Annotated in this window: 16 protein-coding genes; 6 read left to right on the top strand and 10 right to left on the bottom strand. The window is 39.1% G+C overall.

The features are described 5' to 3' along the window. Positions 1–308 precede the first annotated feature (308 nt). Positions 309–1,025 carry a FadR/GntR family transcriptional regulator gene (locus E4K67_RS07910; protein WP_158408437.1) on the top strand — a complete coding sequence of 239 codons (717 nt, stop codon included), beginning with the start codon at positions 309–311 and terminating at the stop codon, positions 1,023–1,025. A gap of 157 nt (positions 1,026–1,182) precedes the next feature. Further along, positions 1,183–1,302, top strand: a complete 120-nt coding sequence (locus E4K67_RS07915; protein WP_338031847.1) for a winged helix-turn-helix transcriptional regulator — start codon at positions 1,183–1,185, stop codon at positions 1,300–1,302. A gap of 560 nt (positions 1,303–1,862) precedes the next feature. Here the strand turns inward: E4K67_RS07915 and E4K67_RS07920 are convergent. Next, complete coding sequence (locus tag E4K67_RS07920; protein ID WP_135545844.1) at positions 1,863–2,450, bottom strand: TetR/AcrR family transcriptional regulator; 588 nt, start codon at positions 2,448–2,450, stop codon at positions 1,863–1,865. A 355-nt stretch (positions 2,451–2,805) separates the two neighbouring features. On the opposite strand from E4K67_RS07920, the gene E4K67_RS07925 reads away from it, so the two are divergent. Further along, entirely contained in the window at positions 2,806–4,731 is a 1,926-nt protein-coding gene (locus E4K67_RS07925) for an oxidoreductase (protein ID WP_135545845.1), read from the top strand. 55 nt (positions 4,732–4,786) lie between these two features. Beyond that, a complete protein-coding gene (locus E4K67_RS07930; protein ID WP_135545846.1) occupies positions 4,787–5,146 on the top strand; it encodes a putative quinol monooxygenase in 360 nt (119 codons plus the stop codon). Between the two features lie 910 nt (positions 5,147–6,056). On the opposite strand, the gene trxB is transcribed toward E4K67_RS07930, so the two are convergent. The 3 genes from trxB to E4K67_RS07945 form a co-directional block, all read right to left on the bottom strand. Beyond that, complete coding sequence (trxB, locus tag E4K67_RS07935; protein ID WP_135545847.1) at positions 6,057–7,280, bottom strand: thioredoxin-disulfide reductase; 1,224 nt, start codon at positions 7,278–7,280, stop codon at positions 6,057–6,059. A gap of 20 nt (positions 7,281–7,300) precedes the next feature. Next, complete coding sequence (locus E4K67_RS07940; protein ID WP_135545848.1) at positions 7,301–7,627, bottom strand: thioredoxin family protein; 327 nt, start codon at positions 7,625–7,627, stop codon at positions 7,301–7,303. 205 nt (positions 7,628–7,832) lie between these two features. Next, entirely contained in the window at positions 7,833–9,716 is a 1,884-nt protein-coding gene (locus tag E4K67_RS07945; protein WP_135545849.1) for an aryl-sulfate sulfotransferase, read from the bottom strand. A 411-nt stretch (positions 9,717–10,127) separates the two neighbouring features. On the opposite strand from E4K67_RS07945, the gene E4K67_RS30575 reads away from it, so the two are divergent. Continuing rightward, positions 10,128–10,337: a hypothetical protein gene (locus tag E4K67_RS30575; RefSeq protein WP_243454366.1), complete on the top strand. Its 210-nt coding sequence runs from the start codon at positions 10,128–10,130 to the stop codon at positions 10,335–10,337. Between the two features lie 265 nt (positions 10,338–10,602). Next, the gene (locus E4K67_RS30580) at positions 10,603–10,944 is read left to right on the top strand and encodes a hypothetical protein (protein WP_243454367.1); all 342 of its coding nucleotides are present in this window, start codon (positions 10,603–10,605) and stop codon (positions 10,942–10,944) included. 493 nt (positions 10,945–11,437) lie between these two features. Here E4K67_RS30580 and E4K67_RS07955 read toward each other — a convergent pair whose 3' ends face one another. The 6 genes from E4K67_RS07955 to E4K67_RS07980 are packed head-to-tail and all read right to left on the bottom strand — an operon-like array spanning position 11,438 to position 16,106. Next, complete coding sequence (locus E4K67_RS07955; protein WP_199242486.1) at positions 11,438–11,656, bottom strand: hypothetical protein; 219 nt, start codon at positions 11,654–11,656, stop codon at positions 11,438–11,440. After that, positions 11,656–12,759 carry a GerAB/ArcD/ProY family transporter gene (locus E4K67_RS07960; RefSeq protein WP_135545851.1) on the bottom strand — a complete coding sequence of 368 codons (1,104 nt, stop codon included), beginning with the start codon at positions 12,757–12,759 and terminating at the stop codon, positions 11,656–11,658. The genes E4K67_RS07955 and E4K67_RS07960 overlap by 1 nt, the downstream gene beginning before the upstream one ends. Before the next feature lie 6 nt (positions 12,760–12,765). Beyond that, positions 12,766–13,944 carry a Ger(x)C family spore germination protein gene (locus E4K67_RS07965; RefSeq protein WP_135545852.1) on the bottom strand — a complete coding sequence of 393 codons (1,179 nt, stop codon included), beginning with the start codon at positions 13,942–13,944 and terminating at the stop codon, positions 12,766–12,768. A 12-nt stretch (positions 13,945–13,956) separates the two neighbouring features. Further along, complete coding sequence (locus E4K67_RS07970) at positions 13,957–15,579, bottom strand: spore germination protein (protein ID WP_135545853.1); 1,623 nt, start codon at positions 15,577–15,579, stop codon at positions 13,957–13,959. Between the two features lie 57 nt (positions 15,580–15,636). Next, entirely contained in the window at positions 15,637–15,831 is a 195-nt protein-coding gene (locus E4K67_RS07975) for a hypothetical protein (protein WP_199242487.1), read from the bottom strand. 20 nt (positions 15,832–15,851) lie between these two features. Further along, positions 15,852–16,106: a transposase gene (locus E4K67_RS07980; protein WP_135545854.1), complete on the bottom strand. Its 255-nt coding sequence runs from the start codon at positions 16,104–16,106 to the stop codon at positions 15,852–15,854. Between the last annotated feature and the right edge of the window lie 37 nt (positions 16,107–16,143).

Genomic DNA, 16,143 nt, shown 5'->3' on the forward strand with positions numbered 1-16,143 from the left:
TCATATGTCCATAGTGGAGTATTCTATATACTTTTTGAAATTCCTGCAATTCAAAAAAATATTTTTTTATTAATTGACAACTTGGATAATCTCTTATCTAAGACTTGTCTCAATATTACCTCTGAGCTTGAAGATTAGCTCTTTATAGATTTGCTATTCTTCTAAATAGATTTTAATCAGCGCACTAATCCTAATCTCAAAGCATTATTGGAGCCACTGTATAATCAACCATAACAACTGTTGCAGCCAATCATTAATATGATGTATAATTGATACTGGACAATCAAAATCAGAAAATAGGTGCTATAGTGAGAAATAATAAATTACTATCAGTCCAAATTGCTAATAATTTAAGGGGTTTAATTATATCAAGGCAGCTTAATGAAGGCGACAAACTTCCAACAGAGACCGAACTGTCTGAAACTTTAGAAGTTAGCCGGATTACCATCCGTGAAGCTGTAAAGCATCTTTGCTCAGAGGGTGCACTGGAAATTCGACGAGGAATAGGGACATTCGTTTGCAATAATCCTGGTCTCTCTAATGATCCTCTTGGTTTAGACTATTTACGAAATGAGGACTTACCAGAAAAGATTTATCAAGTTAGATTTATAATGGAGCCTCAGATTGCAAAGCTAGCTGCTAAATGTGCGAACGATGAAGATATTGCTGAAATTGAGAAATCTTTTAATAAATTTAAATTTATTGCAAATGATTATATGGAAGGGAAACTTACTAGAAAGGAAGCTTCTATAAGATATGTAGACAATGAGATTGCATTTCATATGTCAATTTGCGCTTCGGCCAAAAATGATGTTTTAGACAGAATAATGTTCATTATTCTAGAGGCTTATATGGAGAAGTATTATTCTTCCATAGATTTTATTGGAGATACTCCGGATTGGTACAAAAGCCATAACGAAATTATCGAAGCAATTAAATCAAGAGACCCAGACTGTGCGGAAACTGCTGTAAAAAACCATTTAGAATTCGGCCAAGATTACAAAAAGGTAAACTTAAACTATTAAGGAGACTATTCGAACGGTTTAGATATTCAATCATGCGTTACTTAACAGATTGGAGTAGCTATTAAATTTTTAGAGTTGCGCATAAACCTAAGTGAAGAGATAAATTACTGGCTTGCCCCGTTACGACAACGGTTGGCTTGATCGGAGCAAATGGAAATTGCTTATTTTAAGAAACCTTCTGGCCGGACCCAACCTTCTTGGAGAGCTTCGCAAGACCATTCACTATATCAGTCAGAACGTTTTGACTGACAATCTTCGATCAATGGAAGCTGACTAGTTGAAATCATCAAACCATTTTCGAGAAGTCACTGCCTACTGTTTCAGATGTGAAACCTGGAACGAGTTTTATATTTGAAGAGACTAAATTGGTAAACAATTTGATCTAAAAAATAAGCATAAAATAATCCCAACCTTGTGCTCAAAGTTGGGATTATTTTATGCTTATTTCATTATTCACCTATCCTCAGAATTCCTCAAAAGATAGTCAAAAATGCAAGAGCTTTTAAAATACACCCTAGCAATACAAATATAGTTCCCCGAACACACTGTCACTTCAAAAAGGTACGGTGCATCCTCCATACTCCAGCTTTCCGGTTCGGTGGAGGGTAGTCACCCTTTTAATCCGATAGGTAAGTAACCCCTCAGCATTACCTGTTTGGGCTCCTTTTTCCCCGTGTCAAAAGGGTGCTTTAGCCCTTGATTTGCTCCACCCTCATCTCGCTCTTCAATTCAAAAACAAAATGCGTTGGTGTGAGAAATTTCTTATCAACCAACGCATTAAATAGTACTTTTTTTCGTATGTTTCTACAAGAAAGCCACAATGGTTATCATTATTCTTCAAAACATTGATATGACTTTTTTGAGATCCTGTGTTTTTTTGGAGGATCTACGAGCATCTAGCGTTTCTAAAACATTGCCAAGCAAATAATGCCAATAAATATCACCGTACAGTTTTGGATCACCTTGTTTAAACTCACCAGCCTCTATCCCCTTTTCAAACAATGGTCCGAAATAGTTTTGTCCAAAATCTTGATACAACGGATTCCTATCCATATAATCAGGATCGTCCATTTCACCCTTAACAAACACAATAACATAAACTTGAAGTGGCGGTATATAACCGGTTTCGTCTACTTCCCTCAATAGGAAGCGTCTTCCAAACTCATAAATCGCTTCTTTTGCACTTCCGAATTCATTGATTTCATTAAGACATTCATCTAATTTATCTTGATAAGAGAATAACAATTCAGCTTTATTCTTAAAGTAATGATAGATTAGTCCCTTACTGATATTCGCAGCTTTTGCTATATCGACCATAGAAGTGTTCTTGTAACCGTTCTTATAAAATAGACCAAGTGCAACAGATGAAATTTGCTGACGACGCTGTTTTTCAAGTTCTATTTTTTTCTTTTCACTTATAGACATTGATTCACCTTATATAATGCAATTGCATTATATTTTACCTTTCTTAACACTTCTATGATAATACACACAGACGCTGAGGATTAGTTTTTTCACCTATAGCTTAAACTATTTCGTTGTGAAGCTCTCACAGCAGTTTGTTAATTAGTTAGATTACGCATGACGTTTTATATGGAACAAGGATACATTTATAGTTAGTCCCATTTATAGTCCCGTTACATTTTGGAGCATTCTAGCATGCATCTCTGTCATTTGTCAAGCTTACCACACATTAACCTTACGGTCATTGACCATACGGTTAATGTGTGGTATTGTCAATTTATAATCAAATTATTAAGGGTCAAGGAGGAAATGCATAATGTTTGATCAACTTTTTAGTCCATTTAGCATTCGAGGCAAAACCATCAAGAACCGCTGTACAGTCCCGGCGATGGTAACAGATTTCTGCAACGAAGACGGTACTGCAACTGAGCGTTACATCGCATATCATGAAGAAAAAGCAAAAGGTGGCTGGGGGCTAATTATAACCGAAGACTATAACGTGGACCCTCTCGGTCACGGCTTTAAAGCAACTGCTGGTCTTTGGAATGATGACCAGATCGAAAGTCACAGCGAATTACCAAAACGTGTTCATAAATATGGTGCGACGATACTGGCACAGATTTATCACTGTGGTCGCCAAACAAATTCAGGCGCCATTGATGGTCTTCCACGATCTTCATCTGCGATTATGTGTCCATTCGGCGATGAAATACCAGTCCCCTTAACAACTGAAGAAGTTAAAGAAATGGTTTGCAAGTATGGCGATACCGCACTTAGGGCTAAAAAATGTGGTTTTGATGGTGTTGAAATCCACGGTGCTCATGGTTACTTGATTACGCAATTCCTTTCGCTATATTCTAACAAACGAATTGATGAATACGGCGGCAACTTCTGGAACCGTACAAGATTTGCACGAGAAATCATCAAAGATATTCGCGAAAAGTGCGGTGAAGATTTCATCATTGGAATGCGTATTTCGGCTGATGAATTTGTTGAAGGTGGGCTTACGATTGAAGATAATAAGGCAATCGCGCGAATGATGGAAGCAGAAGGTCTTGATATCATTCACGTTTCTGTTGGAAACTACCTTTCTGTTGATCTAAATGTAGCAAGTTCACACTCAAGCCATGGTTGGTTTACTGACTGGGCAAAAGCAATAAAAGACGTTGTCAGTATTCCAGTGATTACTGTGTCGAGAATTAATGATCCCTTTTTAGCGGATAGTATCTTAGCATCCAATAAAGCAGACTTCATTGCCATGGGTAGAGCTTCGCTCGCAGACCCTGAAATGCCCATTAAAGCTCAAGAAGGCCGTTTTGAAGATATTCGTCGTTGTATTGGCTGTAACGATGGCTGTATTGGCACATTATTTAACGATGAACCAATTCGATGTGTTTTGAATCCGGAGCTTGGCCTTGAGTACGAAGGTGGTATTCAACTCGCTGAAGTAAAGAAAAATATTACCGTAGTCGGTTCCGGACCTGCAGGTCTATACGCTGCAATAACCGCTGCTAAGGCCGGTCATCAAGTTACAGTTTATGAGAAGGGCGAACACGCTGGCGGTCAATTCTATATTGCCGCAATCCCACCAACAAAAGGCGAAATCACCGACTTTATTGTATGGCAACTGGCACAGTGTAAAAAACTAGGCGTCGACATAAAATATAATACCGAAGCTACATTGGAATTAATTAAGAAAACAAATCCGGATTCTATTATTCTTGCCTCTGGTTCGGAGCCAATACTTCCGCCTATCTCTGGTCTTAAAGAAAATTCCAAGACCACCTTTGCTAAGGATATTCTTGACGGAAAGGTAAAACCGGGATCACACTGCGTAATCATCGGTGGTGGGCAAGTCGGTGCAGAAACAGCTCATTTCCTATCACAGATGTTAAAAGGCGTTACAGTGGTTGAGATGAAAGATACGATTGCTAGTGATGCACCGCTTGCAATTCAGTGGCATTTGACGAGAGCTCTTAAAGAACGTAATGTTATAATGTTAACAGGCACAAGCGTTGTACGCGTTAATGAAAATGCTGTTATTGTCAAAGATAGTCATGGTATTGAAACAGAACTCCCTGCCGATACCATCATCGTAGCCGCAGGTTACCGTGCTTTTAATCCATTAGCAGAAGAACTTGCTGCGGCTAACGTTAATGTTCAAGTTATCGGTGATGCCAAGCAAGTACGTAATGTTCTTGCCGCAACAACAGAAGGATATCTTGCTGGAAAAACTGTTTAGCTTTGCTTTCAAATTTTACAAAAATCACAAAAAATGTATTAAAGGAGTTTAAAAAATGAACAAAAATGTATCTTGGATCTTCGAATTAACTTTAACTAAAGGCAATCCTAATGATCTGAAAAAATTGATGGTTGAACTAGTCGAATCAACAAAAAATAATGAACCCGGTACTTTGGCATATGAATGGGCCCTAAATGAAGATAATAATATCTGTCACATTCATGAAAGATATTCAGATTCTAATTCTGCGTTAATGCACTTGACTCCATTTAATGAAAATTTTGCAGAAAGATTGATGGCTATCGGCGACGCGACAGGATTTGTCGTATATGGCAATCCATCCAATGAACTTAAGGCCGCACTGGAAGCTTTTGGCGGTACGTATATGTCACCGATTGGAGGGTTTACGCGCTAAACCTGAACGATCATCGATTAGAAGGTAGTTTGATTACTTCAACTACCTTCTAAATCATATGGTTCTTATCAATCACTTTATTAACTTTACCTTGCCGAGGGGGACTCTGGCTTCTTTAATTTAGATGGGTATCCTGAGACGGCACAAAGTAAAGGTATCCTAGTGGAATGATTATGTAAAGTATACAATCATTGCCATCCCACTAGCTGTGTTATTTACTTTGATCATTTTACCTTATTGGTTCGATTAACGGACAGATTATCAATCCCGCCGTCAAGAATGGCATGAAGCAGGCGCTCGCGAGACTGATTGATACTCCTGATTTATAAATAACTACTGACTAAATTGAATAAACCAGCGACTCCTCCTGGAATTCCACACGCAATAACGTATACGATTATTGTTGGTTTGATTAGGTCACTCCACATACCGTAGCCATTCATATCTCCCTCACCTCAACATATAGATTAACTCTCTGTATCTTAACCAGATACCACTTGAGCACGTATAGAGGCCCCCACCGAGCTGTCGGCGAGGTACGGTAAGGAGGTAAATCGATGACTTAAGACATACTATGGAAAAATTTGCAATGGACCAAATGTTAGAACGTGGCCGGCAGGAATGGGAAAAAACAATACAGTGATCCAGACACAGCTAGACGCGCATACAAAAAGATAGGCTCAGCAGAAAAAACCTGCTGAGCCTATCTTCGTATCCTCACCTCACCTAAGACACCCTACTATGGCACTGCGTTTGTAGACCAGTGCAAACGCCAGCAATAAACCCGTCTCCAAACAGCCGGCGGCTTTGAATCGATGTTGATGGATAGGAATGGCCCGTCTCCTAAATTAAAGGGATGGCTTCTAACATCATAGATTTTTAATTGTCTACAGTTAAGTATTAAAGAATTTTATAATAATTGTATGATTTGTGCCTTGAGTTTAGCTTTATCCATAGTACATCCTAGTTCTTTAACCTTCTTCCCTTTATCTAAAACAATGACGGCAGGGACAGCTTTTATCTCATACTTTTCCGCAAGGTTTTTCTTGGTAGCTAAGTCCACTTTAACAATTTTATAGTCTTCATTATGCTCTCGCTGAAGCTCCTCCATTAGGGATGAAAACTCCAGACTTTCTGTGTTCGAGGCATTGAAGAACACCAGTAAAACCTTTTTATAGCTATTAGCGATATCGGTCTTGAAGGCATTGAGTTCTTCAATGTAGCGCTCAGCAGCTACAGCTGCCGTAGCCCCATCTCCCGCCGCCGAAACAACTTGTCTTAAATATTTAACTCGATTATCCCCAACCGCATAAACGCCATTCAGATTCGTTTCCATCAGGTCATTGACAGGGATATATCCCCTCTTGTCCATCTCGACGCCACTCTCTTTAAGATATTGCGTAGAGGGAACCATTCCAACAAAGAAAAATACACCCTGGCATTCTAATTCTGAAGAACCGCCTGTTTTTAAGTTCTTTATTTTAACCCCTTTAACACTTTCTTCGCCCAATACTTCTTCCACCGTGGAGTTCCAGATAAACTCCATCTTTTCTTTACTAAACGCGCGTTCAGCACTGACTTTATTGCAATCCAGGATTCCTTTATCGTGGAGTACAATAACTGTAACTTTTTTCGCAAACTTGGTAATATACATACCTTCCTCGATGGCTTGGTCGCCGCTTCCAATGACAACGACGTCTTCTCCTTTGAAGAATTCAGCATCACAGGTGGCGCAATACGCTACTCCACTACCTTGGAGCCGTTTCTCACCAGGGATATTCAGGAGCCTTGGCTCACTGCCGCAGGCAATGATCACAGCCTTAGCTGTAAATTCCTTCACCTTTTTGGTTTTGATCACTTTATCTTCTTGGGAAAAATCGGTACTCACGACTACATCTCTTAAAAACTCCACGCCAAAGCTCTCAGCATGTTTCTTAAAGTCAAGCATGAGATCAGAGCCACTAATTTGTCCGTAACCAGGGTAATTAACAATTTCACGTGTCGTATTCACTAATCCGCCGACGGTTCCTTTGTTGATGATCAGAGTTTTAAGCTTAGCCCTACCCCCATAGATAGCAGCGGATAATCCAGCGGGTCCCCCGCCAATAATTATTAAATCATACGTATTAGCCATTTTCTCATTTCACCTCATGATTATGAATTCAGCACGTCTGTAATTTTTTCCTTGACGTCTTCTTCCTCAACCTTACTTGCTAATTTTCCTTGGTATTCGCCATCTTTAAAAAAAAGAATTTGAGGAACGCCTTTTAAGGAGAATCTTTGGTATAAGGCCTTGTCTTCCTCAACATCGACATAATAAAAGCTAAACTTACCTTCGAATTGCGGCTGTAAATCTTCTAAAACGGGCACAACACCCTGGCAGACATGACAGCTTTTTCTTGAAAAGATAACTAAACAGGGTTCTCCTTTATCGTAAATCACTTCTTCAAAGCGGCCCGAATTCAATTTTTCTAACGACATTTTTTCTTCACTCCTTTAAAATCGTGATTTTTCTAACCGATTGGATTTTAACATCTTTGGACAGGAGAAATACTCCCCTACAGTAACAGATTTGTTATTATCTATTATCTGTCTACTTTTAAGGGAGCATACAAATATCTGAGAGACTAATCACCACGTCGAATTGCATATATAGTGTTCGAAGGAACTAAGTATGCATACGCTCTTAAAGTTTTGCTGAGAATTGAGTATCGTATCGTTTATTATCTATATTTAAATAAATATTATAGTCACCCGCTAATCGTTCCCTACTAACATAGAATTGGAAATCATTATCGTTTTGCTCCTCAAAAGAAACACACGCTGCGGTAACATCATGAACTACTGTCGGCACTAAGTAGAACTTCGAACCGTTTTCACCTTTTAATTCAAGAAAGACTTCGGATCCTTCCTTAAATGTTGCTCGAAGAGCCAATCTATCTTCTTCTAGTATTAACGAAAAGTTGTGTTTTGCCGGAACTTCTCCCTCAACGTCTTTAAATTTAACTTTGAATCCAATCTCTGGAGTTACTCTAAATCCACCTAAGAATTTACCTTTACCAAGCGCAAAGTTAGTCGTTTCGTCATATAACGGAAGTCTTCTTGCTCGATAATAATTACCGCCTTGAACTTTCAATTCGTATTTGACTTCATCATTTTGTACTTCAACAGTGATGGATTTTAACGTTAAATGGATATGCTCGTCTTTATATTTATTCAGGAGCATTGCGCCTAAACCATCGGTATGTTTCCCTCTATAGGTGGCAATACCACCAGAGTGAATCAAATAGTGTCCTTCACTATAGTAATCGACGTTACAAATATAAGGGGAATAAAATTCTGCTCCTCTTTCTTTACCATACTGCCAAACTTGTTCGATTTCCATTTTGGCGGTGTCAATTCTATAGATAACCCCTCTGGAGAAGTTGTCGTCGGGTGAAACTCTTGTAGCTTCGTTTTTAGACCGATAGGTTCCGTTGTCAAAGACGAATACATCTCCATTGGGTAGAATTCTTGCGGCATGTTGCTCGTACTGCCAGTCAAAATCACCTTTAGTTACGTTTTTAAAGAAATATTTTTGCCAATCTTCTCCCCAACCTTCTGGGTCTCCAATAATCCAGTTTAATTTTGCAGTATCATAATCGATGTTAATAATCGCATCTTTGTGTCTGCCGGACATTGTAATAGAATTAGTCGGTTTGTCATACCAAACCGAGTTGTTGTGGAACCAATCATGGTGGTTCCAATCTCCCGCGTCCCCGCTTTCTCTTAGTAACATATTAAGAAGATCCCATGATTTAACGACTTCCCCGGTTTTTCTATCAATTTCAACAACATAGTCCTCAACAGATTCATTGAAGTCATTATCCGAAGCTGCTAAAATGTTGCCATTTTCTAGCTCTATTGCATCATGGTGAAACCCACCCGGCAACCGATATTCTGTATAGATTTTGCCGCTTAAGTCCATTTCCATTAGTCCAACCGTGTAGTAGGGTTTTTGGATTGTCCGGTAAGACGTTACCAAAAGCCTTCCGTTTTCTAATCGTTTAATATCCCAGCTTTGCTTATTTGTGATAACCCATCGCAAATCACCAGCATAATCAAATCCGACCGTTTTGCTAGATTCAATTAAAGGAGTAGTCGTTGAGATCATCATTAGGTCTTTCCCAAAATACTCTGATGTGGTATGGCAATATAGAGCTTTATTGACATCTAATTCTTCAATTTTAATTATAACTTGTGACGTTTTACCATTGCCAAGGGTTATAAGCACAATGTTTTCATAATTATCATATAATCCATAAATCGGTAATACATGCTCTTTTGCACTAGCAAAGGTATGTGTTAGATCACCTTCTACTGCTTTACCTTTTACAGTTATTTGTGCTGTAGTTTCTTCGTCTGTGATAAAACAAATGACTGCAGCAAGTGGATTAATCAAATATGGATTTTCGACAACAAGTAGGTTTTCTAGAGTATAATTTCCTGACCTAAGCTCAGCCAAAAACTTTTCTTCGGACTCGGATTGTAGTGTAATCAAATGTTGTTCTGTTTCTAAATAATTGCTCAAAAAGGTTCACTCCTTATCATATATTAAGCCGTTTGTCCTTGTTCATTTAAGTACATTATACATTTCACAAAATACGACATAAAACACAACTTCATTGTTCTAGTTCACAACGCTTTGTTGTGAACTAGAACGCATAGTCGAAAAGAATCTGTTGTATACAGACCCTCTAGAGGTATACTAACAAAAACAGTAATCTTTAGGCAGCGACAGGTTTAAGTGCTGTCTTTTTAATTGCAAAGACTAGTAAAAAGTTGGATCTTACTACATAAGTCAGAATTTAATAGGGAGTGAAATAAATATGCGTGTCAGCGACTTAAAATTTTTAATAGAATTGTCTCATTCAAAGTCGATTACACTAACGGCTGAGAAAATGCATATTTCCCAACAAGGTCTGAGCCAAATGATTACGGATTGGAGCAAGAGCTTGATGTTATTTTATTTCATCGGAGTCGACAGGGAACGACCCTAACTGAGGCTGGCCAAAAGACCGTTCTCACAGCAAAGGGGATTAGTGAAAAGTATAATGATTTAAAGACTGAGTTAGAGCTGCTTGGCCAGCAGCAAAAGTCCCCGATCGTGGGAGATCTGACCCTTTTCATTCCCATAATTCAGGTACAGTAGTTTTGCCCAAGGCTCTAAAATTGTTTAAGTCTAGAGATTCGAATGTTAACTTAACGCTTAAAGAAAGTTCGCCTGTAGAAACCGTTGCTCGTATTAAGGATGATCCTGCAGTGGTAGGGCTTATAAATTTTCCAGAAGCTTATTACCAGGATCCTGATAAGCAAATTTTGTTTCCTGTCCCGAGTTAGTGTATAAGAAACTTTTACGCGATGATTTAATCGTCTGTATTCCGAAATCCTGGTCATTAAGCAAAGATCAACTTGCTTTGATCAATGAATTAGTAAAACGGCCAATGGTCTATTTCGATACAAAACAATTCGATGAAATTATATCATTAATTTTTCAGGCGGGCGATCAGTCACCCAAGGTATTTTTAAAAACACTTAATAATGAATTATTTCGTCAAACGATCATTGATGGGTTAGCTATGGGTGCTCTTTCTTCGCTTGAGGTGAGTGATTATCGGCTTTTGAAAGAGTGCACTATTCAGTCAGATCTGCGCTTAAAGCTCGTTTTTACCTGGGTGAGTTCAGCGAGTTGCCCGATGTCAATTCCTGCGCAAAAGTTTTTAGAATGTCTAGAACTATCCTTAAAATACAACGAATGAGTAACTACATTTTGTTGTGCTAAAAGACAATGAGGTTCTGTTATATAGTGCTATTAGGATTATGTATAATACGATTGAGAGAATAAGTACAAACAGAAAGAACGGAGATTATCCATAATCCAAGCCAAACTAAAGAGCAATGGTGCCTTTTTGATCCTTTGATCCTAATTTTTATTTTATCTGAGCTAATAAGTGTGCTACGACTTTCGTAATATATATGCTTCAACTGTGGAATATGATCATTATATAGATCACTTCCTCTAATATATAATCAACAATTGACCACTTCCGACTTGCGTAAATCTCATTTTGGGATTGCTAAATGTTAAAGATCTTCCGTTTATTAAAAAGAAATTAGTTTCACTTCCATAATGATAAGTCACTCCTCAAAAGTATCTCCGAACGTATCCGTCGTGCTAAGTCCGCTAAACTACTTTACACCTTCTGTATGAAAACACAGCCTCAAGTTTTAAAAAAACGAAGTATACCGTACTTAGTTATAATTCAGATGTAATATATCCCGAATTAAATACGTTGTTCCGTGAAAGGGGTTAGGCATTGTTACCCCGATTATTTGCAATAAGGCCATAATAAAGGCCGTTACCAGCAAAATTGAAAATACCGTAAGCTCACGCCAGTGTTTTTTCTTAATCAGGCTTGGGACTTCGATCAAAACGATCACAATGAATGCCAATAGCAACAAAACGATCATCAAGATCCTCCTCCCTTTTCTTGTGGCAACTTTCGTATTTTTGCTATTAATAAAGAAATGGCAGGTAGTAATACCTCAAACGGAAGCGCAACGATCGGCCAAATATTCAATCCCCAATAGAACTGCTCCACCGTTGATTCAAATAGCCGGATTGTTAGACAGATACAAATAATCCCTACGGGAATCCCTAATGGTATGTAGGAGCGTAAATTAAACATCTGTGCAATACTTAACTCAGTTGCATATAGCAAAACGCTAACTTTCAAAAACACCGTGATTAACAGGGTGAATGCCACAAGCATTTCTAACCTTGTGAAAGTTTTAGCGACGTCAATCAACCGCACGGCTTCTAAAAAGGGTGTTGTCCAAATCGTCATTGTAACTCCCAAGACGGCTATAGATTGAATCGTAACGTAAAATATTGTCATTGCACCTAGCGTCAATCCTAGAAATACTGACTTTTTCATCTTGTTTGTTTTGTTAACATATGGAACCACCATTAGAAAAGCTAATAGATCAGAATAGGTAATGGTAAGGATAATATTCGTTCCCTGGATAAAATCTTTCATAGAAAGCTCAAAGAGTGGCAAAAAGTTACTTAATTTTATATTTTTTAAGAGCAAACAGATAAGTACCAAATTGCTTATCATTGTGATTGAAACCAGGATAATACTGGTTCGGGCAATGACTTCTATCCCTTTGCGTGTTGCCCAGACACAGAGGAATGTGAAAGGGATTAAGATCGCAACCATTGGGGTTTCCGTCATTAAATACGCAAGAAAAAAATCCCCCATGTACCTTAGATGTTGGGCAATCAATGATAAAAGCCAATATAGATACAATGAGGAAATCCCCGTCCCTAGGTAGGGACCGTAGATAAGATTATTGATTTGAATCAAATTTTTACCAGGGAATCTTTCCGCAAGGTTTAGATAAATCCATATCATGACAAAAACGAGCAGTGTGCCTGATAATACAACCAGCCATGTATCCTGTTTGGTTATATTTATGATAAAACCGACTGTCAAAGCAGAGCCTTGTACAAAACCCGTTATGAGAAATATCAATTGCGAATTCGAAATCTTGCCTTTTTCAATCCCCATCCAATATTACTCCTTCTCTAGTACGGCTAGACTGCCAATCCTTCCAGTTCTGCGCAACTTAGCCTGAATCGCAAATTCCAAATTAATTGTAGGGAATACTTCATCCCACCTGTCTTTTAAAGCCAGCCACTCATCGGGGTATTGTTGATGAATTAAATCACCAAAACAAAAAATATCCACGTTCAGCTTCTTCGCTTTTTCTAGGGCCGCTATAACTTCACTTTCAATAACCGCCGCCTGTTCTTTTTCCAGTTCTTCAATGATTGGAGGCTTGATCAAATTTTCTTGACTCGACTGGTATCCGATATTTCCTTCCTCTTTGATTCCAATTTTAAAACGAATATCTTCATCCATGATTAGAGGTGTAATTTTGCTTTTAGAACGGGTAATTAACAAACTAACTTTCCCATCCCCGCTCGGGCTATCCACAACAATGACTCCGTTTTTTATTTCATCAAGCACCCATAAAAGACCTCGGGTTTCAGTTCTGTTTAGTTGCCCAACGAGTTTATCCTTTTTAAACACAGCCGTTCCCGAAACGCTCAAGCTTTTGTCGTCTCCTTCACCCGTCACTTCAACGATAGGGGCTATCGCCGCATCCGTTTTGCTCATCAACCGTGAGATGAATTTTTCCAGGTTCACTCTGCTGGCTTCTGATGTTGCACTCTGAGCATCGACTAATTGGGCGATTTGGACTGCCGATGTGCTTTCCAATTCTGGACTTACAGCCAAAACTTGACTAGCTTGATTTTTTGCGACCAGAACCCAAACATTCATTCTCGTTTCATTGTTCCTGGCAAAAAAATCAATATATTTTTGTACTCCTTCTTTGGCGATTGCGTTACTGAATATTATAACTTGATTATCCGCTAAATATATCTTTCGATTTGATTTATGTGACAGACCTTGAATGACTTCCAGTAAATTGTCTCCGCTGTTTTTTAAATTCCAGAAGGATTGAGAACTGCCACCGTCCCCTTTATTCTTGGCAGTTGATTTTTTTTCACCTGGGTTAAAAATTTGAGCGGTCACTTGAATTTTGCCAGTTTCCTCTATTTTATCTAAACCCATACCGATGACGACTGCCAACGTATTCAATTCATAACGACTCCAGCATCCGATTGTCGGCAATAATAGAAACAAACAAATACCAATATTTATTGCCAGATAATTATTTTTTCTCATAATCACACCTTACTATTCATTTTCCTTATCCTTTGCATACGTCGTTTCTTCAGATGGATGCACCGGTTTTAACCCAGATTCCTGCCTTTGCCAATTATGCCAGCCTATCGTTCTGGGACGAGTTAACATTGCCCAGAGGGGTGCCCTGATGAAAACATCCTTTAAGTCACTAAAAGTTAATGGCGCAAGCGGCGATAAATAGGGAGTTCCAAAGGACCGTAAAGAAGCTAGATGGACAATAACAACCAACAATCCGATCATCAATCCAAACCCGCCCATCAGCCCAGCTAGAATCACTAAAATTAAACGTATAAGGCTTCCTGAATCAATTTGGGCAGGAACCACAAAGCCTGCAAGAGCCGTTAGTCCTACCACAATCACCATGGGTTGTCCTATCAGTCCAGCGGACACTGCCGCCTCGCCAATAACTATAGCTCCAACGATGCTGATGGCTTGCCCGACTGCCTTAGGTAATCTAATACCAGCCTCTCGGAGGATTTCAAAGATGACTCCCATGATAACGGCTTCTATAACCGCAGGAAATGGCACCTCTTTCTGAGCAGATATCATGGTAAATAGTAAGGGTGTCGGAATCAGTTCCTGATGAAAGCTCGTAAGGGCTACATAGGCCGCTGGAGAAAGTACGCTGATGCTATAGGCTAAGAAACGGATTATCCGGATCAGACTTGCCAAATATGGACGGGAGTAATAATCTTCCGCACTTTGAAAACTTTCAATAAAGACCATAGGTACCGTAAGAGCAAAAGGGGAGCCGTCAACAAGAATCGCTGCCCTCCCTTCCAGGATTTTTGCCGCCACAACATCAGGTCTTTCGCTGTTACCCACAGTGGAAAAAAAAGATAAGGGTGCATCTTCGATAAATTGCTCAATATATCCAGATTCCAAAATGGCATCCGTTTGAATGAGCTCGAGCCGATGACGAATTTCTTCGATCAGCCTAGGATTTACTATCCCCTTTAAATACGCTAAACATACCGTTGTTTTCGTTTGCCTCCCTATAGTCATTGCTTCCGCAGTAAAATTTTGGTTTTTTATTTTCCGCCGCACTAATGTTATATTTACCAGCAATCTTTCTGTGAACCCCTCACGCGGTCCTCGCACAACAGAATCTGTTTGCGGCTCCTCTATTCCGCGGCTCGCGCCTCCTTCGCTACCAATTACCAACGCTTCAGCCAAACCATTCATTAATAAGATTGTTTTTCCTGACAAGCATGCTTCAATAATTTGATCTACAACTGGTGTTTGTTGCACATCGCCAGCAAAAATCATGGTTTTTTTAACCCGTTCCATCGTATTGCCTAGCGATAATTCTTTATCCATTAATCGGTTATCGTACAATAAAGGTTTCATGATACTTTCATGGATCGTGTTGTAATCTGTCATCCCCTTAAGAAAAAATAAGGCTCCTTGGTTTTGGCCTTGATAGCCAAAATCAAATTCACGGATATTCACATCAAAGCTGCCCCCGAGAGCTCCGTAAAGAAGCTTCAGATTCTCCTCCAAAGGTCCGGTTAGCTTTTGTTCAGAAAGCATTTCTTTGGATTCTTGTTTCATCGAAAAGTTCTGAGGTTGTCTACGCATAGACTTAGCTTTTTTTATCAGCTTATGGAGCATTCTGTATCAGCCTCTCGCTCTACATTCTGCTCTTTAGTCTTTACCAGAAATATCTAACTATGCTAACGTTTCTTGTTTTGCTGCTCGGTAGAAAACCTCAATCCGCCATCTTTTCACATAAACTGATAAAGCTTCACGTGGCGCATCATGGCGATTGCTAATGATAAGGTAAGCGCCTCGGTATTGAGCGACTTGCTCGTTGATGTCCTCTTCTACAAGATTCTCTAGTGTTTGATCTCCATCCTCTTTCAAGCTCGTAGCGACAACGGTAGCTATGGGAGTAAAGCGTTGTTTAGTAACTCTTCATTCTCAGCCGAATGCTCCTTTTTCAACTGCTCGACTTCTGTGTTCTTCTTATCAAACACAGCTGGCATATGCTCAATGAACTCCACTTTCCAACGGCTAATAAGCTGAGGACTAACTCCATAGTTTGTGGCTATCTCATTCAGAGTACTTTCCTCTCTGAGAACCTCTAAAACGATCTTAGCTTTTTCTGCTGGGCTGTAGGTTTTTCTTTTCTTACTCATACCTTTATTATCTTATTTTTTAGATCCGTGTCCAACT

The organism is Desulfosporosinus fructosivorans (genome assembly GCF_004766045.1).
Taxonomy (GTDB): domain Bacteria; phylum Bacillota; class Desulfitobacteriia; order Desulfitobacteriales; family Desulfitobacteriaceae; genus Desulfosporosinus; species Desulfosporosinus fructosivorans.

Bases quoted from the DNA above. Each gene is read 5' to 3' on its own strand.
- E4K67_RS07920 (WP_135545844.1), bottom strand. From the start codon at position 2,450: ATGTCTATAAGTGAAAAGAAAAAAATAGAACTTGAAAAACAGCGTCGT.
- E4K67_RS07925 (WP_135545845.1), top strand. From the start codon at position 2,806: ATGTTTGATCAACTTTTTAGTCCATTTAGCATTCGAGGCAAAACCATC.
- E4K67_RS07930 (WP_135545846.1), top strand. From the start codon at position 4,787: ATGAACAAAAATGTATCTTGGATCTTCGAATTAACTTTAACTAAAGGC.
- trxB (WP_135545847.1), bottom strand. From the start codon at position 7,280: ATGGCTAATACGTATGATTTAATAATTATTGGCGGGGGACCCGCTGGA.
- E4K67_RS07940 (WP_135545848.1), bottom strand. From the start codon at position 7,627: ATGTCGTTAGAAAAATTGAATTCGGGCCGCTTTGAAGAAGTGATTTAC.
- E4K67_RS07955 (WP_199242486.1), bottom strand. From the start codon at position 11,656: ATGATCGTTTTGTTGCTATTGGCATTCATTGTGATCGTTTTGATCGAA.
- E4K67_RS07960 (WP_135545851.1), bottom strand. From the start codon at position 12,759: ATGGGGATTGAAAAAGGCAAGATTTCGAATTCGCAATTGATATTTCTC.
- E4K67_RS07965 (WP_135545852.1), bottom strand. From the start codon at position 13,944: ATGAGAAAAAATAATTATCTGGCAATAAATATTGGTATTTGTTTGTTT.
- E4K67_RS07970 (WP_135545853.1), bottom strand. From the start codon at position 15,579: ATGCTCCATAAGCTGATAAAAAAAGCTAAGTCTATGCGTAGACAACCT.
- E4K67_RS07980 (WP_135545854.1), bottom strand. From the start codon at position 16,106: ATGAGTAAGAAAAGAAAAACCTACAGCCCAGCAGAAAAAGCTAAGATC.